The organism is Hydrogenophaga sp., from assembly GCF_051860785.1.
Taxonomy (GTDB): domain Bacteria; phylum Pseudomonadota; class Gammaproteobacteria; order Burkholderiales; family Burkholderiaceae_C; genus Hydrogenophaga.
Genome location: NZ_JBIMLB010000009.1, coordinates 98,556 through 120,885, shown reverse-complemented (window position 1 = coordinate 120,885; position 22,330 = coordinate 98,556). Strand labels below are relative to the sequence as shown.

Below are 22,330 nucleotides of genomic sequence, written 5' to 3'. Positions count from 1 at the left end.
ATCTTCTTCATGCCATTCCTGTGCCTGGATGATTTCGAGCCCGCCGCAAGGCGGTTCCTGCCGCAACCGATGTACAGCTACATTGCGGGCGCAGCAGAGACCGGGCACTCGGCGCGGGCAAACCGTACCGCTTTCGACCGCTATGCGTTCGTGCCTCGTGTCCTGGTCGATGTCAGCCACAGGTCGTCGGAGACGACATTGCTCGGGCGACGGTATGCCGCACCGTTCGGCATTGCTCCCATGGGGCTCGCCGCGCTCGCGGCTTATCGTGGAGACATCCTCCTGGCTCGCGCGGCGGCGGCGGAGAACATTCCGATGGTGATGAGCGGGTCGTCGCTGATACCGCTCGAGGATGTGGTTCGGCTCAATCCCGATGCCTGGTTTCAAGCCTACCTTCCTGGTGACCAGCGAGACATTGACGCGCTGCTTGGGAGAGTGCAGGCAGCGGGGTACCGCACCCTGGTCGTGACACTCGATACGCCGGTTGCGGCCAATCGGGAAAACGACGTGCGCGCAGGCTTCTCGATCCCCGCGCGACCGAACCTGCGTCTTGCGTGGCAGGGCATCCGGCATCCGCGATGGTTGTTCGGCACATTTCTGCGCACGCTCGTCAAGCACGGCATGCCGCATCTGGAAAACGCATACGCCAAACGAGGCATACCTATCCTGTCGCCCCATGTCGAACGCGATCTGTCCGGACGGAGCCATCTGAACTGGCGTCACCTCGACTCGATCCGTCGCCGATGGCCGGGACATCTTGTCGTCAAAGGGGTGCTGGATGCGCGCGACGGGCAGCGCGCTGCAGCCCTCGGAGTGGATGGCGTGATCGTGTCCAACCACGGTGGCCGGCAATTGGATGGGGCCGCCGCGCCAATGCACGTCCTTCCACAGGTGGTCGAAGCCTGCCGGGACATTCCAGTGATGCTTGACAGCGGTGTGCGCCGGGGCAGCGATGTATTGAAGGCACTCTGCCTGGGTGCGCGGTTCGTCTTCGTCGGGCGCCCGTTCAGTTTCGCGGCGGCTGCCGCAGGCGAGAGCGGCGTCCTCAAGGCATCGTCGCTGCTGAAAGCAGAAGTACTTCGCAACATGGGCCTGCTGGGCGTCAACGCCATTGGCGAACTGGAAGCAGGGCATCTCATCGACAACCACCTTATCAACCCGACACAGAGGGCACGCCCATGAACGGTATGCGCATCCTTCAGCGCGGCGAATGCGTTTCGCAAGAACATATTGCCGCATTCGCACACATTCCGGTCGCCAACATCAGTGACTGCATGGCCCGCATGAGCGCAGCGGGCGCCCTGTTGCGGCCGATGCATGGCAGCGGTCGGCTCGCAGGCGCTGCGCTCACGGTCAAGACTCGGCCTGGCGACAACCTCTTCATCCACAAGGCGCTCGACATGGCGGGCGCAGGCGATGTGATCGTCGTCGACGGCGGCGGTGACCTCACCAACGCGCTGATCGGAGAACTCATGACGACCTACGCCCGCAGCCGATGTATCGCAGGTTTCGTCATCGATGGCGCCATCCGCGATCTGGACGTGATCCGCGCGGGTGATTTCCCGGTGTATGCGGCAGGTGTGACGCATCGCGGGCCTTACAAGGACGGCCCCGGTGAAATCAATGTGCCTGTCTCGATCGGCGGCATGGTGATTCACCCGGGTGACCTCATCGTCGGGGACCTCGACGGTGTTCTATCCATACCCCGGCAAGATATTCCAGGCATCCTCGCCGCGGCAAATGCCAAGGTTGCCGCAGAAAAGAAAACGCTGGAGGACATCGCGAATCACGCGCTCAACACCGGATGGGTAGATACCGCACTGCAGCGGATCGGCTGCGATCCACTACCGCATTGAAGTCTAGCGAAACCAAACCCGCGTCATGCAGGGGCAGCGGACATTTTTTTCCCGCTCGCGGCTCAGCTGCCGCGGTACGTTGAATAACTCCAGGGGCTGACCAGCAACGGCACGTGGTAGTGCTGGTCGGTGTGCGCCACACCGAAATCGAGCGCCACGCGTTGGAGAAAGTTCGGCTCGGGCAAGGGCACACCCCGAGCCGCGAAATAGCTCTTCACATCGAACACCAGGCGATAGGTACCGACCTTGAGGCTGCTGTTGTCGTAGAGCGGGCCATCCGGATTGCGGCCGTCCTGGTTGAGCTGGAAGCTCTTGACGAGCGTCGCGCGGTCTCCCTCGGTCGTGTACAGCTCCACTTTCATGCCGGCCGCTGGGCAACCGTGCATGGTGTCCAGAACGTGCGTGCTCATTCCCATGATGCTTCCTTCGATTGAATATGGTCGACCGAAAGTGTATACACTTTTTGTTTTTCTGGATATGATGACCGCATGGAAACCTCCAGCACCCTTCACATCGTCGAGTCGCTCACGCGGGCCATCGTGGAGCACCGGCTGCACCCGGGCACCAAGCTGGCCGAGCAGAAACTGGCGGACCACTTTGGTGTCTCTCGCACGCTCGTCCGGCAGGCGCTGTTCCAGCTTTCGCAGAACCGCCTGATCCGGCTTGAGCCTGCGCGAGGCGCCTTTGTGGCCGCACCTTCGGTGCAGGAAGCGCAGCAGGTCTTTGCTGTGCGTCGCATGCTCGAAGTGGAAATGACGCGCGCCTTTGTCCGGAACGTGACCAACGCCAAGATCAAGGCCTTGCGCGATCATGTGGCGCAGGAGAAAAACGCGGTCCACAACGAAGACGTGGCCGGCCGCACCGAGCTTTTGGGTGACTTCCACGTGCGCATGGCTGAGCTCATGGGCAATCAGGTCCTGGCCGAACTGCTGCGCGATCTCATCTCGCGCTGTGCGCTCATCACGCTCATGTACCAGAGCAACCAGGCGGCCGAGCATTCCAGCGAAGAACACGTCGACATCGTCAAGGCCATGGCTGCTCGCGACGAGGAGCTGGCGGTGCGCCTCATGAACGAGCATCTGCTTCACGTCGAAGAGAACCTCACCTTCGACCGCAAGGTTCCCACCAACGACATCTCCATGGCTTTGTCATGAGCCTTTACGACTCCACACGCCACTACCCGCGCGATCTCGCTGGATACGGCCGCAACCCGCCCCATGCCCGCTGGCCGAACGGCGCACGCATCGCGGTGCAGTTCGTCCTGAACTACGAGGAAGGGGGCGAGAACAGCGTGCTGCATGGTGACGACGCATCCGAGCAGTTCCTCTCGGAAATGTTCAACCCGGCGGCCTACCCGGCGCGGCACATCAGCATGGAGGGCATCTACGAATACGGCTCGCGCGCCGGTGTCTGGCGCCTCCTGCGGGAGTTCGAGCGGCGTGGCCTGCCGCTCACCGTGTTCGGCGTGGCGACCGCGCTGCAGCGCAGCCCCGATGTGAGCGCAGCGTTTCTCGAACTCGGCCACGACATCGCCTGTCACGGTCTCAAGTGGATCCACTACCAGAACGTGGACGAGGCCACCGAGCGCGCGCACATGGCACAGGCCATGCAGCTCATCGAAAGCCTCACCGGCAGCCGGCCGCTGGGCTGGTACACCGGACGCGACAGCCCCAACACACGCCGCCTGGTGGCCGACTTCGGTGGCTTTGAGTACGACAGCGACTACTACGGCGACGACCTGCCCTTCTGGATGAAAGTGAGAAAGACCGACGGCAGCGACGCCCACCAGCTCATCGTGCCCTACACGCTGGACTGCAACGACATGCGCTTCGCCCTGCCCCAGGGCTATTCGCACGCCGACCCCTTCTTCCAGTACATGCGCGACACCTTCGATGCGCTGTACGCCGAGGGCGACCCGAGCGGCCTGGACCGTCCGAAGATGATGAGCATCGGCATGCATTGCCGCCTGCTCGGCCGACCAGGCCGCATCACGGCGTTGCAGCGCTTCCTGGATCACGTGCAGGCGCACGACAAGGTCTGGGTGGCACGCCGCCTGGACATCGCGCGCCACTGGAAAACCACACACCCCCTTTCCGCCTGAGGCCGCTGCCATGCCCATCACCCTGGAACAACTCAACCGAGCGCCCCTGGCCGAGGCCACGCAGATGCTCGACGGCCTGTACGAACACTCGCCCTGGATCGCCGAGCAGGCTCTGGCGCAACGCCCCTTCGCGTCCCTGGCGGCCCTGAAGCACGCCATGGTGACCGTGCTGGCGAAAGCAGGCGTCGAGGCGGAACTGGCGCTCATCCGTGCCCACCCGGAGCTGGCGGGCAAGGCCATGGTGAGCCAGTCGCTCACCGCCGAATCCACCAACGAACAGACCAAGGCGGGCCTGACGAACTGCACGCCCGAGGAGTTCGCCCACATCCAGCAGCTCAACGCGCAATACAACGCGAAGTTCGGTTTTCCCTTCATCCTCGCGGTGCGTGGCCCGCGCGGCACGGGCCTGTCCAAGCGCGAGATCATCGCCACCTTCGAACGGCGCCTGAACCACCCGGTGGATTTCGAGCGCGCCGAGTGCATCCGCCACATCCACCGCATCGCCGAAATCCGCCTCAATGACAAGTTCGGCTTCGAGCCGGTGGTGGGCCAGCGCGTGTGGGACTGGCACGAAAGCCTCTCGCGCCACAGCGATCCAGGGTTCGCCGAGCAGGGCCAGTTGACCGTGACCTACCTCACCGATGCGCACCGCGCGTGCGCGGCCGAGATTGCTGCGCGCATGCGGGAATGTGGGTTCGACGAAGTGGGCATCGATGCGGTGGGCAATGTGGTGGGCCGCTACCACGGCAGCCGTCCTGACGCCCCCACCCTTCTCACCGGCAGCCACTACGACACCGTGCGCAACGGTGGCAAGTACGACGGGCGCCTGGGCATCTTCGTGCCCATGGCCTGTGTGCAGCAACTGCACGCCGCCGGCCGCCGCCTGCCGTTCGCGTTCGAGGTGGTGGGCTTTTCCGAGGAAGAGGGTCAGCGCTACAAGGCGACCTTCCTGGGCTCGGGTGCGCTCACCGGCCATTTCAACCCGGCCTGGCTCGACCAGCAGGACGCCGATGGCATCACGCTGCGCGCGGCCATGCAGCATGCCGGCCTGCCCGCCACGGTGGAGGCCATCGATGCGCTGGAACGCGACCCCGCGAAGTACCTCGGCTTCGTCGAGGTCCACATCGAACAGGGGCCTGTGCTGAACGAGATGGACCTGCCGCTGGGCGTGGTCACTTCCATCAACGCCGGCGTGCGCTACCAGTGCGAGGCGATCGGCATGGCCAGCCACGCCGGCACCACGCCCATGGACCGTCGGCGCGACGCTGCCAGCGCCGTGGCCGAACTCGCGCTATACATGGAGCAGCGCGCCCAGGCGGATGGCGATTCGGTGGCCACGATCGGCATGCTGCAGGTGCCCGGGGGTTCGATCAACGTGGTGCCCGGCCGCTGCCTGTTTTCGCTCGACATGCGGGCGCCCAACGACACACAGCGCGACGCGCTGGAGCGGGACGTGCTGGCGCAGTTGCACGCCATCTGCGAGCGGCGCGGCATTGGCCTGAAAGTCGAAGAAACCATGCGCGCCGCTGCCGCGCCGAGCAACCCCGTGTGGCAGACCCGCTGGGAACGTGCGGTGCAGGCGCTTGGCGTGCCGCTGCACCGCATGCCCAGCGGTGCTGGCCACGACGCCATGAAGCTGCACGAAATCATGCCGCAGGCCATGCTGTTCGTGCGCGGCCTGAACAGCGGCATCAGCCACAACCCGCTGGAATCCAGCACCTGCGACGACATCGAACTGAGCGTGAACGCCTTCTCGAACCTGCTCGACCAACTCGCCACCGAACACAGCCACTGAGTCCCTACATGACCATCGAACAACAACTGGATGCCTGGATCGACGCCCACTTTGACGAAGAAGTGCGCTTCCTGCAGGAGCTCGTGCGCGTACCCACCGACACGCCGCCGGGCAACAACGCCCCACACGCCGAACGCACGGCCGATCTGCTTGCGGCCATGGGCCTGAACGCCGAAAAGCACGCCGTGCCAACGGATGAGGTGCAGGCCGCAGGCCTGCAAAGCATCACCAACCTGATCGTGCGCAGGCCCTACGGCACGGGCAGGACCATCGCGTTGAACGCGCATGGCGATGTGGTGCCCCCGGGCGAAGGCTGGACGCACGACCCCTACGGCGGCGAGATCGCCGACGGCAGGATCTACGGCCGCGCCACAGCGGTGAGCAAGTGCGACATTGCCAGCTTCACCTTCGCCATCCGCGCGCTCGAGTCGCTCGGTGCGAAGCTTGCCGGTGGCGTGGAACTGCACGTGACCTACGACGAGGAATACGGCGGTGAGGTGGGGCCGGACTGGCTGTTCAGGAAGGGCCTGACCAAGCCGGACCTGATGATCGCCGCTGGCTTCAGCTACCAGGTGGTGGTGGCGCACAACGGATGCCTGCAACTCGAGGTGACCGTGCACGGAGACATGGCGCACGCCGCCATTCCCGACAGCGGCACCGACGCGCTGCAAGGCGCCACACACATCCTCAACGCGCTCTACGCACTCAACGCCGACTACCTGAAGGTGTCGTCCAGCGTGGAGGGCATCACCCACCCCTACCTCAACGTGGGCCAGATCAGCGGCGGCACCAATACCAACGTGATCCCCGGCAAGGTCGTCCTGCGGATCGACCGTCGCATGATTCCGGAAGAAGATCCCTCCGAGGTGGAGGCCTCGTTGCGCCGCACCATCGAGCAGGCTGCGGCCAGCTTCCAGCCTCCTCGCGGTGGCCGGGAACTGAAAGTGGACGTGCGCCGCATCCTGCTGGCGCGCGCCATGCAACCGCTGCCCGGCAACCAGCCACTGGTGCAGGCGATCCAGAAACACGGCCTGGATGTGTTCGGTGAAAAGATTCCCGCGGTGGGCACGCCGCTCTACACCGACGTGCGCCTCTATGTGGAGCGTGGCATCCCCGGTGTGATCTACGGCGCCGGTCCGCGCACGGTGCGCGAGTCGAATGCGAAGCGCGCCGACGAGCACCTGGTGCTCGAAGATCTGCGGCGCGCCACCAAGGTGATTGCGCGCACGCTGCACGAGTTGCTGTCGCGTCCTGCGTGACACAATCGGGACGCTGAACCCGGACCCTTGGAGACAACATGACCCCCGCTGAACAAGCCCTGCGCGACGCCGCGTTCGAGTACCACCGCACGCCCTCGCGCGGCAAGATTGCCGTCACCCCCACCAAACCCCTGTCCAACCAGCGCGACCTCTCGCTGGCCTACTCCCCCGGCGTGGCCTACCCCTGCCTGGCCATCGAGGCCGACCCCGCGATGGCGGCCGAGTACACCTCGCGCGGCAACCTCGTGGGCGTGGTCACCAACGGCACGGCCGTGCTCGGCCTGGGCGACATCGGCCCGCTGGCGGCCAAACCGGTGATGGAGGGCAAGGGTTGCCTGTTCAAGAAATTCGCCGGCATCGACGTGTTCGACATCGAACTCGACGAGAAAGACCCGGACAAGCTGGTCGAGATCATCGCCTCGCTCGAGCCCACGCTGGGCGGCATCAACCTCGAAGACATCAAGGCACCCGAGTGCTTCTACATCGAGAAGAAGCTGCGCGAGCGCATGGGCATCCCGGTCTTCCACGACGACCAGCACGGCACCGCCATCATCTCGGCCGCCGCCTTGCTCAACGGCCTGGAACTGGTGGGCAAGGACATTGGCAAGGTCAAGCTCGCCGTAAGCGGCGCGGGTGCCGCAGCCATCGCCTGCCTGGACGTGATGGTCGGCCTGGGCGTCTCGCGCGACAACATCTTCGTCTGCGACTCCAAGGGCGTGGTCTACGAAGGCCGGGCCGGTGGCTACGACGAATCAAAGGCGCGCTACGCGCAGAAGACCGACAAGCGCACGCTGGCCGACGCGGTCGACGGTGCCGACGTCTTCCTGGGCTGCTCGGCCCCTGGCGTGCTCACCGCCGAAATGATGAAGACCATGGCCGCCAAGCCCATCGTGCTGGCGCTGGCCAACCCCGAGCCGGAGATCCGGCCCGAGCTGGCCAAGGCCGTGCGGCCGGACTGCATCATCGCCACCGGCCGCAGCGACTACCCGAACCAGGTCAACAACGTCCTGTGCTTTCCGTACATCTTCCGGGGTGCGCTGGACTGCGGCGCGACGCGCATCACGGAAGAGATGAAGCTGGCCTGCGTGCGCCAGATCGCCGATCTGGTCAAGAGCGAGACCAGCGAGGAAGTGGCCAACGCCTACGCGGGGCAGGACCTGAGCTTCGGCCCCGACTACATCATCCCCAAGCCTTTCGATTCGCGCCTGATCCTGCGCATCGCACCGGCCGTGGCGCAGGCTGCCGCCGACTCGGGCGTGGCCACGCGGCCGATCACCGACATGGATGCGTACCGCCAGCAACTGGGGCGCTTCGTGTACCAGACCGGCATTCTGATGCAGCCGATCTTCAACACGGCCAAGGCCCTGCCGGAGAAGCAACGCGTGGCCTACGCGGACGGTGAGGACGAGCGCGCGCTGCGTGCGGCGCAGCTGGCGATCGACGACCAGCTGGCCGTGCCGATCCTGATCGGTCGCCCGGCGGTGATCGAGGCGCGCATCGCCAAGGCCGGCCTGCGCATGAAGCTGGGACAGGACGTGCAGAACGTGAACCCGGAAGACGATCCGCGCTTTCGCCAGTACTGGGAGCACTACCACCAGATCATGGGCCGCCAGGGTGCCACACCCGAGGTGGCCAAGGCCGCCGTGCGGCGCTCCAACACCATCATTGGCTCGCTCATGCTGGCACTGGGCGATGCCGATGCGCTCATCTGTGGCCTGGTGGGCGGCTACATGACGCACCTGGAACGCATCGACCATGTGCTGGGTCGTCGGGAAGGCGCAGGGCTGTACGCCTCGGTGAACGCGCTCATGACGAGCCGTGGCCCGGTGTTCATCGCCGACACCTACGTCAATGAGCTGCCAAGTGCCGAAGAGCTGGCCGAGATCGCCTGGATGGCCGCGCAGGAAGTGCAGCGCTTCGGCCTGCCGCCGAAGGTGGCCTTTCTCTCGCACTCGAGCTATGGTTCGAGCAAGCGCGCATCGGCGCGCAAGATGGCGCAAGCGCGCGACCTGTTCGTGGCCGCGCACCCGGACATCGAGTGCGATGGTGAACTGCACGGCGATGCAGCCTTGCAACCCGAGATTCGCAGCGCCTACCTGGCGGAAACGACGCTCACTGGCTCGGCGAACCTGCTGATCTGCCCCAACCTGGACGCGGCCAACATCCTCTACAACGTGATGAAGACCACCACCAGCGGCGGTGTGACGGTCGGGCCGATCCTGATGGGGTCTGCAAAGACGGTGCACATCCTCACGCCAGCGGCCACTGTGCGGCGCGTGCTGAACATGACGGCGCTGGCGGCGGCGAGTGGGGCTGTGAGGAACTGAGTTTCTTTTCTTCGCTTTTTGGAAAGGGACGCTTTGGCGTCCCTTTTTTCTTGCACATACCTCGCGGCCCATGGATGCAAGGCGCTCTATTCCGCGAATGTCCCCCGGCGGCGGGAGGCCGCCTCCTCCTTTATTTCGCTCCATAGAACGCCTTGCACCCATGAGTTGAAGTTTCTGCTGGCGCGCCGACCTTCCGAGCGCCAACGAGGTCATCGGCAGTGGGGGTGATCGGCGCAGCGAAATAAAGGAGGAGAGGCGGCGAAGCCGACTCGGGGGACATTCGCGGAGCCGATCACCCCCACTGCCGATGACCGGAGCAGGCAGAAGGCAACCACGCCACCCGTCAGAACCCGGGTTTCCCCTAGCTGACCGCCATCACTTCGTACACATAAACTGTATACACATTTTGCATGCAATTGAGGAGCAATCCATGTCCACAACAGTCCACCCGGTCGACGAAGTCCTTCCCACAGGCAAGCTCACCGCCCTCGGTCTGCAGCACGTGCTGGTGATGTATGCCGGCGCGGTCGCCGTGCCGCTGATCGTGGGCCGTGCGCTCAAGCTCAGCCCCGAGCAAGTCGCCATGCTCATCTCGGCCGACCTCTTCTGCTGCGGCGTGGTCACGCTGATCCAGTCGCTCGGCGCTACACAGTGGTTCGGCATCAAGCTGCCGGTCATGATGGGTGTGACGTTTGCTTCGGTGGCACCCATGGTGGCCATGGCCAACAGCAACCCCGGCGTGCAGGGTGCGGGCCTGATCTTCGGTTCCATCATCGGCGCAGGCGTGGTCTCCATCCTCATCGCACCCATTGTCAGCCGCATGCTGCGCTTCTTCCCGCCGGTCGTGACGGGAACCATCATTGCGGTCATCGGCATCAGCCTCATGCGCATCGGCATCAACTGGATCTTCGGCAATCCTTTCGGCCCCACCGCGCCCAGCATTCCCAGCCCCGAACACCTGCAGTGGATGGACTCGGTGAAGCAGGCGGCGTCCAGCGGTGCCGTTCCCGCCGTGCCACAAGGCCTGGCCATCGTGGGCAGCGTGCCCAATCCCTCCTACGCACAGATGTCGCACATCGCCATCGCCGCCGTGGTGCTGGCGGCCATCCTGCTCATCGCGAAATACGCGCGGGGCTTCATCGCCAACATCTCGGTGCTGCTGGGCATCGTCATCGGCGGCGCCATCGCCACTGCCGCAGGCCTCATGAGCTTCGAAAAAGTGGGCAAGGCCAGCTGGTTCGATCTGGTGCTCCCGTTCGAAATCGCCGCGCCGATCTTCGACCCCATCCTCATCCTCACCATGAGCCTGGTGATGATCGTCGTGATGATCGAATCCACCGGCATGTTCCTCGCCCTCGGCGACATGACCGAGCGCAAGATCGATCAGAAAGCACTGACTGCCGGCCTGCGCACCGACGGCCTGGGAACGCTCATCGGTGGCATCTTCAACACCTTTCCCTACACCAGCTTCTCGCAGAACGTGGGGCTCGTTGGCGTCACCGGCGTCAAGAGCCGTTTCGTCTGCGTGGCCGGTGGCGTGATCCTCATCGTGCTCGGCCTGCTGCCCAAGATGGCGGCGCTGGTCGAGTCGCTGCCCACCTTCGTGCTCGGCGGCGCGGGGCTGGTGATGTTCGGCATGGTCGCCGCCACCGGCATCCGTATCCTGGCCGGGGTGGACTACAAGGGCAACCGCAATAACCTCTTCATCGTCGCCGTGTCCATCGGTATCGGCATGATCCCGCTGGTGGCACCCAACTTCAAACAGTGGATGCCACACGCCATCCACCCGCTCATCGAATCCGGCATCCTGCTGGCATCCATCAGCGCCGTGGCACTCAACCTGTATTTCAACGGCGGCCGGGGCGATACCGAGGCGGCGGTGAATGCCGCCAAACAGGCGGAGGCCCATTGAGCGCGTTGGCGCGAAGCGACGAAGGTCCCTCTCGGGACCTTCGCTTTTTGAGGCATCATCCCCAAGCCGGTGCAGGCACCGACTTGGGGCGCACCATTCAGGGTTGGCCCCGATGACGCGCAAAGCCAGGGGCACAAGAATCTGTATACACATTCTGTGCTCAAACGGCCCCTGGCCGTCCATTCCTGCACAGGTGCACCGCTGGCACCTTTATTGCTGATGAAACGGCATGCGCGGCGATGGCAGTGCCGACAACCGCAACCCCGACCTACCTGGAGAAAACATGAACAAACGCCACTTCGTCAAGACCACCGCTGCCCTGGCCCTGGCGGCCGCCTTCAGTGGCGCACACGCGCAGACGCCCATCAAGTTCCAGCTCGACTGGCGCTTCGAAGGCCCTGCCGCCCTTTTCCTGCAACCAGCCGCGAAGGGCTACTTCAAGGCCGCCGGCCTGGACGTGACGATCGACTCGGGCAACGGCTCGGGCGGCACCGTGACGCGCGTGGCGTCTGGTTCGTACGACATGGGCTTTGCCGATCTGGCCGCGCTCATGGAGTTCCATGCCAACAACCCGGACGCGCCCAACAAGCCGGTGGCCGTGATGATGGTCTACAACAACACGCCCGCTGCGGTGCTGGCGCTCAAGAAGAGCGGCATCGCCAAGCCCGCCGACCTCAATGGCAAGAAGCTCGGTGCACCGGTGTTCGACGCCGGTCGCAAGGCCTACCCGATCTTCCAGAAGGCCAACAACATCAGCAGCGTGAACTGGACTTCCATGGACCCGCCGCTGCGTGAAACCATGCTGGTTCGCGGCGACATCGACGCCATCACGGGCTTCTCGTTCACCTCGCTGCTCAACCTGGAAGCGCGCGGCGTGAAGCCTGAGGACGTGGTGATCATGCCGTACGGCGACTACGGGGTGAAGCTGTACGGCAACGTCATCATCGCCAGCCCGAAGATGATCAAGGAGAACCCGGCCGCCGTCAAAGCCTTCCTGACCGCGTTCGCCAAAGGCGCCAAGGAAGTCATGGCCAACCCGGCCGCCAGCATCGAGACCGTGAAGGCGCGCGACGGCATCATCAATGTCCCGCTGGAAACCCGTCGTCTGGCGATGGCCATCGACTCGGTGGTGGCCAGCCCCGATGCGCGCAAGGAAGGCTTCGGCCAGGTCAACCCCGGCCGCCTCGCCCTGATGGCCTCGCAAGTTTCCGACGCCTACGCCACCAAAACCCGCATCGACCCCGCTGCGGTGTGGAACGGCTCCATGCTGCCGACGGCCGCCGAACTCAACGTGCTGCCGCCCGCCAAGAAGTAAGCAGGGCCAGACGCCCCCTCTGGCCCAGGCCAGCCACCCTGCGGCGGCTGGCCTTTTTTTCAGGAAGACCCCATGCAAGAAGCCTCCAGCGACAAACCCTTTGTCGATTTCGACCAGGTCTGGCTGGCCTACAACGAAGACCTGCTGGCGAAGAATGTCTTCGCGGTGGAGGACATCAACCTGAAGGTCAGGCGCGGCGAGTTCATCGCCATCGTCGGCCCTTCGGGTTGCGGCAAGTCCACTTTCATGAAGCTCACCACGGGCCTGCGCATGCCCAGCATGGGCAAGATCCGCATCGACGGAGAGCCGGTCACCGGGCCGCTGAAAATCTCGGGCATGGCGTTTCAAGCGCCGTCTCTTCTGCCCTGGCGCACCACACTGGACAACGTGTTGCTTCCACTGGAAATCGTGGAACCGTTCCGCAGCCATTTCAAGGACCGCAAGAAGGAGTTCGTGGAACGGGCAAGCAAGCTGCTGACCAGCGTGGGGCTGGGCGGCATGGAGAAAAAATTCCCCTGGGAGCTCTCGGGTGGCATGCAGCAGCGCGCCAGCATCTGCCGCGCACTCATCCACGAACCCAAGATGCTGCTGCTGGATGAACCCTTCGGCGCGCTCGATGCGTTCACACGCGAGGAACTGTGGTGCACGCTGCGCGATCTGTGGGAGGCGCAGCGCTTCAACGTCATCCTCGTCACGCACGATCTGCGCGAATCCGTCTTCCTGGCCGACACGGTCTACTGCATGAGCAAGAGCCCGGGCCGCTTCGTCGTGCAGCGGGAGATACCGATCCCTCGCACGCGCGATCTGGAGGTGACCTACACCAAGGAATTCTCGGACATCGTCCTTGAACTGCGGGGCCACATCGGGGCCATGCGCACGCCGGTGAACCAGTAAGGGAAGCACGACATGAACAAGAAGCACATCGAACGCTGGTCCCCGTTCATCCTGTTGCTGGCGATCATCGTCCTCTGGGAAGTGATCACGAGCGGCTTCGGCGTCTCGGAGTTCATCTTCCCCAGCCCGTCGCGCATCTGGGAACAGACGCTGGAGCACAAGGTCACCATCCTGGGCCACGCCTGGCGCACTTTCTGGGTGACCATGGCGGGTTTCGGCATCGCCATCGTGGTGGGCGTTCTGCTGGGCTTTCTCATCGGCAGTTCGCGCCTGGCGTACGCGGCCGTCTACCCGCTCATGACGGCCTTCAACGCCCTGCCCAAGGCGGCCTTCGTGCCGATCCTCGTGGTGTGGTTCGGCATCGGCGTGGGCCCGGCCATCCTCACGGCGTTCCTGATCTCGTTCTTTCCCATCATGGTGAACATCGCCACCGGCCTGGCCACGCTGGAGCCGGAGCTGGAAGACGTGCTGCGCGTGCTGGGCGCCAAGCGCTGGGACGTGCTGACCAAGGTGGGCCTGCCGCGCTCCATGCCCTACTTCTTCGGTTCGCTGAAGGTGGCGATCACACTGGCCTTTGTGGGCACCACGGTGTCGGAGATGACCGCCTCGAACGAGGGCATCGGCTACCTGCTGATCTCGGCGGGTTCGTCGATGCAGATGGGCCTGGCGTTCAGCGGCCTGCTGGTGGTGGGCATCATGGCGATGGTGATGTACGAGCTCTTCAGCTTCATCGAGAAGCACACCACGGGCTGGGCGCACCGCGGTAGCCAGAACACATGAGCCCGGAACAGATCGCCCGGCATCTGCGCCGGGCGAACGAGGTGGCACGCCGTGCCGCGAGCATGGGCCGCCATCCCTTTGGTGCCTTGCTGGTGGCGCCCGACGATGAGACGGTGCTGGCCGAGCAGGGCAACATCGACACGGTGAACCACGCGGAGTCCACCCTGGCGCGCACGGCGGCGGCCAACTGGCCAGGTGAGTACCTGGCGCGCTGCACACTGGTGACGACGTTCGAGCCCTGCGCCATGTGCACGGGCACGCTCTACTGGGCCAACATCGGACGGGTGCTGTACGGGGCGAGCGAGGAAGCGCTGCTGAAACTCACCGGCAGTCACGAGGAGAACCCCACGCTGTCGTTGCCTTGCCGTGAGGTGCTGGCGCGCGGGCAGAAGCAGATCGAGGTGATCGGGCCTGTGGCTTCCCTGGAGGCTGAGATGCTGGAGCCTCACCTTGGTTTCTGGTCTTCGCGTTGAGTGGTTTTCTCCGATGGGCACCGTCATCAGTGCGTGAGTGCATCAACATTGCCCCGGCTTGCAGGCGCGGTGCGCTCTGCGCAGCGGCATAAAGGAGGAGGCGGCCTCCCGCCGCCGGAGGACAGCCGCGGAGCAGAGCGCACCGCGCCCGCAAGCTCGCAAAAGACAGCAGCCAGAACCCCTACGTAAACTCAGCCACATGCCCTGGCACGCCCAACTCGATCTGAACTACCGCCGCGAAAGCGAGCGCACCGTGCTGCAGCATGCCCACACCGGTCCGCTGCGCATCCTCAAGAGCCTGTACCCCGAAGGCGAGCGCATCTGCCACAACGTCGTCATCCACCCACCAGGCGGACTGGTCGGCGGCGACCTGCTGGACGTGCGCGTGCACGCCGCCACCGACACCCACGCCCTCGTCTCCACGCCCGGCGCCACCCGCTTCTACCGATCCGACGGTCCCCGGGCCACACAGCAGGTCACTCTGGCGCTGGACGAAGGCGCGCGGCTCGAGTGGCTGCCCCTGGAAACCATTGCCTACTCCGGCTGCGATGCGCACAACACCCTCACCGCCACGCTGGCGCCCGGCGCGGAGTGGCTGGGCTGGGATGTGTGTGCACTGGGTCTGCCCACCGCCGATCAACCCTTCGAGCGCGGAAGCCTCACCCAGCGGCTGGAGATCCCGGGCCTGTGGCTGGAGCAGGCGCGCATCGACGCCGCCGACACCCGCCTGCTGGCCTCGCCCCTGGGCCTGGGCGGGCAACGCTGCCTGGGCACGCTCTGGCTGGCCTGCGGCACGGCGCTCACGCGCGAGCGGCGAGAACACCTGCTGGAAACCGTGCGCGCCGTGCTGGAGGCACAACCGCATGGTGTTCAGGCCGGCGCCACCTGCCCCAACCCGCAGATGCTGGTGGTGCGCGCCGTGGCGCCATTGGTGGAACCGTTGATGGCGCAGTTCCAGCGCGTCTGGGCTGTGCTGCGCGCTGAAGCCTGGGGCCTGACCAGCGTGCCGCCCCGCATCTGGAAGGTCTGACGCAAGCCGGAACAAGGCGGTTTTCACCCCGCTCATCCGGGCATGGCCAGAACGGTGAGCCGCACACAATCGGTGCAGAAGGCCTCTCTGCGTCCGTATCTTCTCGTTGTTCCGCCATGCCCGCCGCCCCCAGCAGCCTTCACGACGCCAGTGCACTCGTCATCGAAGGCAACCTGCAGTCGCGCTCCATCCTGATCGCTCAGTTGCGAGAGTTGGGCGTTGGCAACGTGGCCCAGTGCTCCCGCCTGCTGGATGCCCGGCGCAAGCTGGAAGTGGCGAGTTTCGACGTCGTGATCTGCGAACAGCATTTCGAACGCGAGTCCGGCTCAGGGCAGGATCTGCTGGACGACCTGCGCCGCAACCAGTTGCTGCCCTTCCACACCGTGTTCGTCATGATCACAGCCGAGGCCACCTACAGCAGGGTCGCCGAAGCGGCTGAATCTGCGCTGGACGCCTACCTGCTCAAACCCCACACCGCCGCACGCCTGGCCGATCGCATTCTCCAGGCGCGGGAACGCAAGCGGGCGCTAAGGTCCATCTTCTCGGCCATCGACACACAGGATTTCGAACAAGCGGCTGCGCTGTGCCAGCAACGGTTTGAAACGCGCGAGACCTACTGGCTCTACGCGGCCCGCATCGGTGCCGAACTGTTGCTCCGCCTGGGACGCGTGGCCGAGGCGCAAACCTTGTTCGAAACCGTGATCGCGGCCAAAACCCTGCCCTGGGCGCGGCTGGGCGTGGCGCGCGCTCAACTGGAAAGCGGGCAGCCGGCCAAGGCCGCCACCACACTCGAAAGCCTGATCCGCGACGACGACGCCTACGCCGACGCTTATGACGTGATGGGCCGTGCCCAGTTCGAACTGGGCAACTTCCAGAACGCTTTGTCCACCTACCAGATGGCCACGCGCCTCACGCCGGGCTCCATCAGCCGCCTGCTCAAACACGGCATGCTGGCCTACTACTCCGGCGAAAAGAGCGAGGGCGTGGAACTGCTCGACCGCGCCACGCGCCTGGGCCTGGATTCCAAGATGTTCGACCCGCAAGCCTTGCTGCTGCTGGCGTTCGCGCGGCTGGACAACAACGACCAGCGCGGCCTGCAACGCATCGTGGAGCAACTCACCCGGCTGCGCGACCGCAGCCATGACCCGGCGCGCCCGCACCGCCTGCTCAGCATGGCAGAGAGTCTGCTGGCGCTGCAGCAACAGCAGACGGCACGCGCGCAGGACGACGTGCGCCGGCTGGCCAACGATGTGCTCACGCCGGCCTTTGACTTCGAATCCGCCTGCAACCTGCTGACCCTGATGAACCGGCTGGTGGCGCGCTCCCTGCCACTCTACGAAGCCGAAGCCGCCGTGGACGCGATGGCGCTGCGCTTCTGCACCAACCGGGCCATGACCGAGCTGCTGGCCTGCGCGGCCACCGGGGCGGCCGACCACGCCGAGCGCATCCGCGCCGGACATGCGGAGGTGCTGCGCATCACGCAGGAGGCGATGAAACTCAGCCTCAAGGGCGACCCGCAAGGGACGGTGGAACAGTTGCTGGATGCCGGTGAACGCACCGGCAACGCCAAGCTCATCGAATCAGCCCACCAGGTGCTCCAGCGCTACAGCGAGCGCATGAACGGTTACCCCGCACTGCACGAACGGGCCGAAGCCTTGCGACAGCTTTTTCACACCGATGCCCGCATGGCCCGGCTGGGCGAGCAGACCGCAGGTGCGACCGAGCCGGGCGCGGTGTCGCTGCCAGCGGGCTACAAACCGGTCACCCGCGAGGGACTCCTGGACGCGACGCAGTCGACCTGATCGAGTCCCGTTCAGATTGCGACCAGCTGGCGCACACCCTTCTCGGCCATCTCGCTGCCGGGCCCGCTGGCAATCACCTCACCGCGCTCCATCACCAGGTAACGATCCGCCAGCGCCTCGGCGAAGTCGTAGTACTGCTCCACCAGCACGATGGCCATGTTGCCCCGGTCTGCCAGCATGCGGATGACCTTGCCGATGTCCTTGATGATGTTGGGCTGGATGCCTTCTGTGGGCTCGTCCAGGATCAACAGCTTCGGCCCGGCGGCCAGCGCACGGGCAATCGCAAGCTGTTGCTGCTGCCCGCCGGAGAGGTCGCCTCCCCGCCGCCCGAGCATCTGCTTGAGCACCGGGAACAGCTCGTACAGCTCGGCGGGGATCGGCGTGCCGCCCTTCTTCGTGGCCAGGCCCATCTGCAGGTTCTCGTGCACCGTGAGGCGCCCGAAGATCTCCCGCCCCTGCGGCACGAACCCCACACCCTTGCGCGCACGCTCGTAAGGCGTGGCGCCGGCAATCGACTCTCCGTCCAGCGTGATGCTGCCGCTCTTGATGGGCACCAGGCCCATGAGCGACTTGAGCAGCGTGGTCTTGCCCACGCCATTGCGGCCCAGCACCACCGTGACCTGGCCGAGCTCGGCGGTGAGGCTCACGTTGCGCAGGATGTGGCTGCCGCCGTAGTACTGGTTGATGTCTTTGACTTCGAGCAGGCTCATTGGCGCTGTCCTCCGTTGGGCTTGTTATCGTTGCAAGCCGGGTCTCGGCCCGGCGGCCGAGCTACTTTTCTTTGCTTCGCCAAAGAAAAGTAGCCAAAAGAAAGGCGACCCTGCTGGCTGTGTCCCTCCGCTTCGCTGCGGGCAACCTGCGGTGCTCGCGTCGCGCGGGGACAAGAAGTTCGCATGTCCGAAGGCCGCGAAGCGGACAAGTTTGCGAACTTCCCCCGTGCACCGAGCAGCGCAAGGAAGCCCGCAGGGCCCCGGACTTCGGCTCGCCTTTTCTTTGCTTACTTTCTTTTGGCGAAGCAAAAGAAAGTAAGTCGGCCGCCGGGCCGAGACCCGGCCCAACCAAGCAGGCAAAAACAGACCTTCAGCGCCCAAGATAAACCTCGATCACCCGCTCATCCGCCTGCACCTGATCCAGCGTCCCTTCAGCCAGCACAGAACCATCACACAACACCGTCACCTTCTCCGAGATCGTCCGGATGAAGCTCATGTCGTGCTCCACCACCATCAACGAGTGTTTGCCCTTGAGCGTAAGGAAGAGTTGCGCCGTGCGCTCGGTTTCCTCGTCGGTCATGCCGGCCACCGGTTCGTCGAGCAGCAGCAGCTTGGGGTCCTGCGTCAGCAGCATGCCGATCTCCAGCCATTGCTTCTGCCCGTGGCTGAGGTTGCCGGCCAGGCGCGCCGCGCTGTCGGCGAGGTGAATGGTGTGCAGCACGTCGCCCAGCCGGTCCTTTTCCTCGCCCGTGAGTTGAAACACCATGGAATGGCGCACACGCTTGTCGGTGGCCAGGGCGAGTTCGAGGTTCTCGAACACGCTCAGGTGCTCGAACACCGTGGGCTTCTGGAACTTGCGGCCGATGCCCATGGACGCAATCTCGGCCTCGCGGTAGCGCAGCAGGTCGATGGTGCTGCCGAAGAACACCTGGCCCGAGTCGGGTCGGGTCTTGCCCGTGATGATGTCCATCATCGTGGTCTTGCCTGCGCCGTTGGGGCCGATGATGCAGCGCAGCTCACCCGGGGCGATGTCGAGCGAGAGGTTGTTGATGGCCTTGAAGCCATCAAAGCTCACGTTGACACCCTCCAGATACAGGATGCGGCCGTGTGTGGTGTCCACCTCGCCCGGTGTGACGAGGCGCGAGAACCCGGCCGCACGGCCACCCGATTCGGTGTTGCCAGCCGGAGCCAGCACACCGTGTTTCTCCAGGCGCCGCGCGCCCTCTTCCATCAGGTCGGGCGTCATGCGCGTTCTCCCTTCGAGCCGCGAAGCTTCTTCACCAGCCCCACCACGCCCTGCGGCATGAACAGCGTGACCACGATGAACAGCGCACCCAGGAAATACAGCCAGTACTCGGGAAAGCTCACGGTGAGCCAGCTCTTGGCGCCGTTGACGATGAAGGCGCCGAGGATGGGGCCGACCAGTGTGGCGCGCCCGCCGACCGCCGCCCAGATCGCGATCTCGATGCTGTTGGCCGTGCTCATCTCGCCGGGGTTGATGATGCCGACCTGCGGCACGTACAACGCGCCGGCCACGCCACACATCACCGCCGAGATGGTCCAGATGGTGAGCTTGTAGGGCAGCGGGTTGTAGCCACAGAACATGACACGGCTTTCGGCATCGCGCACCGCCTGCAGTACTCGGCCGAACTTGCTGCCCACCAGCCAGCGCGCAAACAGGAAGAAGCCCAGCAGCGTGAGGCCGGTCAGCACGAACAGCGTCATGCGCATGTTCTGCGTGGCCAGCGGCATGCCCAGGATGCGCTTGAAATCGGTGAAGCCGTTGTTGCCGCCAAAGCCGGTCTCGTTGCGGAAGAACAGCAGCAGTGCGGCAAAGGTGAGCGCCTGCGTGATGATGGAGAAGTACACGCCCTTGATGCGCGAGCGGAAGGCGAAGTAGCCGAACACGAAGGCCACCAGACCCGGTACCAGCACGATCAGCAGCAGCGTGGCGATGAAGCTGTCGGACAGTGCCCAGTGCCAGGGCAGTTCCTTCCAGTCCAGAAACACCATGAAGTCGGGCAGATCGCTCTTGTAGTTGCCATCGGTGCCGATCTGGCGCATGAGGTACATGCCCATCACGTAACCACCCAGCGCGAAGAACAGCCCGTGGCCCAGGCTGAGGATGCCGGTGTAGCCCCAGATCAGGTCCATGGCCAATGCACAGATGGCGTAGCACATGATCTTGCCCAGCAGGCCGACCATGTAGTCGCTGAGGTGGAAGGCGCTGTCGACCGGTACGAACAGGTTGAGCAGCGGCGCCACGGCACAGACCACCAGCAGCGCGACGATGAAGGCACTCCAGCCAGCGCGGGTAAGCAGCGGGCCGTGCGACGGCAGAACGACGGGGACAAGGGGCGTGGCACTCATGCTTCGCGTCCTTTCATGGCGAAGATGCCCTGGGGTCTCTTTTGAATGAAAACGATGATGAAGACCAGCACCGCGATCTTGGCCAGCACGGCGCCGGCCCAGCCTTCGATGAATTTGTTGAGCACGCCCAGGCCGAGCGCGGCATACACCGTACCGGCGAGCTGGCCCACGCCACCGAGCACCACCACCATGAACGAGTCGACGATGTAGTTCTGGCCCAGGTCGGGCCCCACGTTGCCGATCTGGCTGAGCGCGCAGCCCGCCAGCCCCGCAATGCCCGAACCCAGCGCAAAGGCGTAGGTGTCGATGCGAGCGGTGTTCACCCCCATGCAAGAGGCAATGGGCCGGTTCTGCGTGACGCCGCGCACGAAGAGACCCAGCCGCGTCTTGCCGATCAGCAGCGCCACACCCAGCAGCACGGCCAGCGCGAAGCCGATGATGATGATGCGGTTCCAGGGCAGGTTGAGGTTGCCCAGCAGCGTGATGCCTCCGCTCATCCACGACGGGTTTTCAACACCGACGTTCTGCGCGCCGAACAGGCTGCGCACCGCCTGCATCAGCACAAGGCTGATGCCCCAGGTGGCCAGCAGGGTCTCCAGCGGACGACCATAGAGGAAGCGGATCACCGAGCGCTCCATGGCCGCACCCACCAGGCCGGAGGCAAGAAAGGCCACGGGCATGGCCACCAGCAGGTACCAGTCGAAGTACTCGGGCAGCGACTGGCGGAAGAAGCTCTGCACCAGCCAGGTGGCGTAGGCGCCGATCATGATGAGCTCGCCATGGGCCATGTTGATCACGCCCATGAGGCCATAGGTGATGGCCAGGCCCAGCGCGGCCAGCAGCAGGATGCTGCCCAGGCTGATGCCGGTGAAGGCCTGTGCCAGTGCGCTGCCGATGGCGAGCGTGGTGTCCAGGCTGGAGAGCGAGGCCTTCAGTGCGGCTTTCACCTTGGCGTCTTCTTCCTTTTCCATCTGTGCCAGCAGCAGAGGCCGCACGATGGGCTGCTTGGCCTCGCCGAGTTTCTCGGCAGCGGAGAGACGCTTGGCCGGGTCCTCGCTGGCCAGCAACACGGCTGCGCGCGCCAGTTCCAGGGTCTGACGCGCGCGCGCGTCGAGTTCACCGGCCAGCGCCTTGTCGATCAGCGCAAGCTGGCTGGTGTCGGGTTCTTCAAAGGCGGTGCGCTGCAGCGTGCGCGCGGCTTCGCGCTGGCGCTCGGGCGGTGCACCCACCAGTTCCATGCCGGCCAGCGCGGTTTCCATCGCGCTGCGCAGGCGGTTGTTGATCATGACGTCGCTGGCATCGTCCGGCAGCGTCGCGAGCTTCTCGCCGGTCACCGCGTCGATGGCCCCGTCGCCGTCCACCAGCAGCACGCGCTCGCCCTGCACACGCACGGCTTCATCGGACATGGCCTTGATGAGTGCGGCCGCCTTGTCGTCGGGCTCCGCAGCCAGGCGGTTCAGAGTGTCGATTCGGGTGTCGGTGTCGCCGTCCACCAGTGCAAGCGCATCGGCCGAGGTGAGCGCATGGGCCGGTGCAGTGGCCACGAGGCACAGGGCCAGCAGCAGCCGCATCAACCATTCAATCGGGAGGGGACGCATGGGGTCCGTCTTTCAGATCGGGGATTCAAGACACCCCGTGCGCACACGCGCATCGTGGTGGGAGAACGGTGAATTGCCGGCACCCCCATGGATGCCGGCAATCAGCTC

Annotated in this window: 19 protein-coding genes; 14 read left to right on the top strand and 5 right to left on the bottom strand. The window is 65.0% G+C overall.

Features of this window, described 5'->3' with window-relative positions:
- The first annotated feature begins 9 nt into the window (after window positions 1-9).
- Window positions 10-1,182: an alpha-hydroxy acid oxidase gene (locus ACTIF6_RS13795; protein ID WP_439588487.1), complete on the top strand. Its 1,173-nt coding sequence runs from the start codon at window positions 10-12 to the stop codon at window positions 1,180-1,182.
- Window positions 1,179-1,856 (top strand): RraA family protein, encoded by a 678-nt coding sequence (locus ACTIF6_RS13790; protein ID WP_439588486.1) that lies wholly within the window; start codon window positions 1,179-1,181, stop codon window positions 1,854-1,856. The genes ACTIF6_RS13795 and ACTIF6_RS13790 overlap by 4 nt, the downstream gene beginning before the upstream one ends.
- Before the next feature lie 62 nt (window positions 1,857-1,918).
- Here the strand turns inward: ACTIF6_RS13790 and uraH are convergent, their stop codons facing one another.
- On the bottom strand, window positions 1,919-2,272 hold the full coding sequence (gene uraH, locus ACTIF6_RS13785; RefSeq protein ID WP_439588485.1) for a hydroxyisourate hydrolase: 354 nt from the start codon (window positions 2,270-2,272) through the stop codon (window positions 1,919-1,921).
- 72 nt (window positions 2,273-2,344) lie between these two features.
- Here uraH and ACTIF6_RS13780 point away from each other — a divergent pair, with 72 nt between their 5' ends.
- The 12 genes from ACTIF6_RS13780 to ACTIF6_RS13725 all read left to right on the top strand — a co-directional run bounded on the left by ACTIF6_RS13780 (window position 2,345) and on the right by ACTIF6_RS13725 (window position 17,544).
- Window positions 2,345-3,010 (top strand): GntR family transcriptional regulator, encoded by a 666-nt coding sequence (locus ACTIF6_RS13780; protein ID WP_439588484.1) that lies wholly within the window; start codon window positions 2,345-2,347, stop codon window positions 3,008-3,010.
- Window positions 3,007-3,957: an allantoinase PuuE gene (gene puuE, locus ACTIF6_RS13775; protein ID WP_439588483.1), complete on the top strand. Its 951-nt coding sequence runs from the start codon at window positions 3,007-3,009 to the stop codon at window positions 3,955-3,957. Before ACTIF6_RS13780 ends, puuE begins: the two co-directional genes overlap by 4 nt.
- A 10-nt stretch (window positions 3,958-3,967) precedes the next feature.
- Entirely contained in the window at window positions 3,968-5,752 is a 1,785-nt protein-coding gene (gene uraD / locus ACTIF6_RS13770; RefSeq protein ID WP_439588482.1) for a 2-oxo-4-hydroxy-4-carboxy-5-ureidoimidazoline decarboxylase, read from the top strand.
- 8 nt (window positions 5,753-5,760) lie between these two features.
- Window positions 5,761-7,011, top strand: coding sequence for an ArgE/DapE family deacylase (locus tag ACTIF6_RS13765; RefSeq protein ID WP_439588481.1), 1,251 nt, complete (start codon window positions 5,761-5,763; stop codon window positions 7,009-7,011).
- Window positions 7,012-7,049: 38 nt separating this feature from the next.
- Complete coding sequence (locus ACTIF6_RS13760) at window positions 7,050-9,338, top strand: NADP-dependent malic enzyme (RefSeq protein WP_439588480.1); 2,289 nt, start codon at window positions 7,050-7,052, stop codon at window positions 9,336-9,338.
- Window positions 9,339-9,768: 430 nt separating this feature from the next.
- Complete coding sequence (locus ACTIF6_RS13755) at window positions 9,769-11,250, top strand: nucleobase:cation symporter-2 family protein (protein ID WP_439588479.1); 1,482 nt, start codon at window positions 9,769-9,771, stop codon at window positions 11,248-11,250.
- A 283-nt stretch (window positions 11,251-11,533) separates the two neighbouring features.
- Window positions 11,534-12,565 carry an ABC transporter substrate-binding protein gene (locus tag ACTIF6_RS13750; RefSeq protein WP_439588478.1) on the top strand — a complete coding sequence of 344 codons (1,032 nt, stop codon included), beginning with the start codon at window positions 11,534-11,536 and terminating at the stop codon, window positions 12,563-12,565.
- Between the two features lie 72 nt (window positions 12,566-12,637).
- A complete protein-coding gene (locus ACTIF6_RS13745; protein WP_439588477.1) occupies window positions 12,638-13,459 on the top strand; it encodes an ABC transporter ATP-binding protein in 822 nt (273 codons plus the stop codon).
- A 12-nt stretch (window positions 13,460-13,471) separates the two neighbouring features.
- Window positions 13,472-14,239, top strand: a complete 768-nt coding sequence (locus ACTIF6_RS13740; protein WP_439588476.1) for an ABC transporter permease — start codon at window positions 13,472-13,474, stop codon at window positions 14,237-14,239.
- Complete coding sequence (locus ACTIF6_RS13735; protein WP_439588475.1) at window positions 14,236-14,712, top strand: nucleoside deaminase; 477 nt, start codon at window positions 14,236-14,238, stop codon at window positions 14,710-14,712. Before ACTIF6_RS13740 ends, ACTIF6_RS13735 begins: the two co-directional genes overlap by 4 nt.
- A gap of 199 nt (window positions 14,713-14,911) precedes the next feature.
- Window positions 14,912-15,742 (top strand): urease accessory protein UreD, encoded by an 831-nt coding sequence (locus tag ACTIF6_RS13730; protein WP_439588474.1) that lies wholly within the window; start codon window positions 14,912-14,914, stop codon window positions 15,740-15,742.
- 116 nt (window positions 15,743-15,858) lie between these two features.
- Window positions 15,859-17,544 carry a response regulator gene (locus tag ACTIF6_RS13725; RefSeq protein WP_439588473.1) on the top strand — a complete coding sequence of 562 codons (1,686 nt, stop codon included), beginning with the start codon at window positions 15,859-15,861 and terminating at the stop codon, window positions 17,542-17,544.
- A gap of 11 nt (window positions 17,545-17,555) precedes the next feature.
- Here the strand turns inward: ACTIF6_RS13725 and urtE are convergent, their stop codons facing one another.
- The 4 genes from urtE to urtB all read right to left on the bottom strand — a co-directional run bounded on the left by urtE (window position 17,556) and on the right by urtB (window position 22,222).
- The gene (gene urtE / locus ACTIF6_RS13720) at window positions 17,556-18,248 is read right to left on the bottom strand and encodes an urea ABC transporter ATP-binding subunit UrtE (RefSeq protein WP_439588560.1); all 693 of its coding nucleotides are present in this window, start codon (window positions 18,246-18,248) and stop codon (window positions 17,556-17,558) included.
- 376 nt (window positions 18,249-18,624) lie between these two features.
- Window positions 18,625-19,500 (bottom strand): urea ABC transporter ATP-binding protein UrtD, encoded by an 876-nt coding sequence (urtD, locus tag ACTIF6_RS13715; protein ID WP_439588472.1) that lies wholly within the window; start codon window positions 19,498-19,500, stop codon window positions 18,625-18,627.
- A complete protein-coding gene (urtC, locus tag ACTIF6_RS13710) occupies window positions 19,497-20,624 on the bottom strand; it encodes an urea ABC transporter permease subunit UrtC (protein WP_439588471.1) in 1,128 nt (375 codons plus the stop codon). The genes urtD and urtC overlap by 4 nt, the downstream gene beginning before the upstream one ends.
- A complete protein-coding gene (gene urtB, locus ACTIF6_RS13705; RefSeq protein ID WP_439588470.1) occupies window positions 20,621-22,222 on the bottom strand; it encodes an urea ABC transporter permease subunit UrtB in 1,602 nt (533 codons plus the stop codon). The genes urtC and urtB overlap by 4 nt, the downstream gene beginning before the upstream one ends.
- Window positions 22,223-22,330 lie beyond the last annotated feature (108 nt).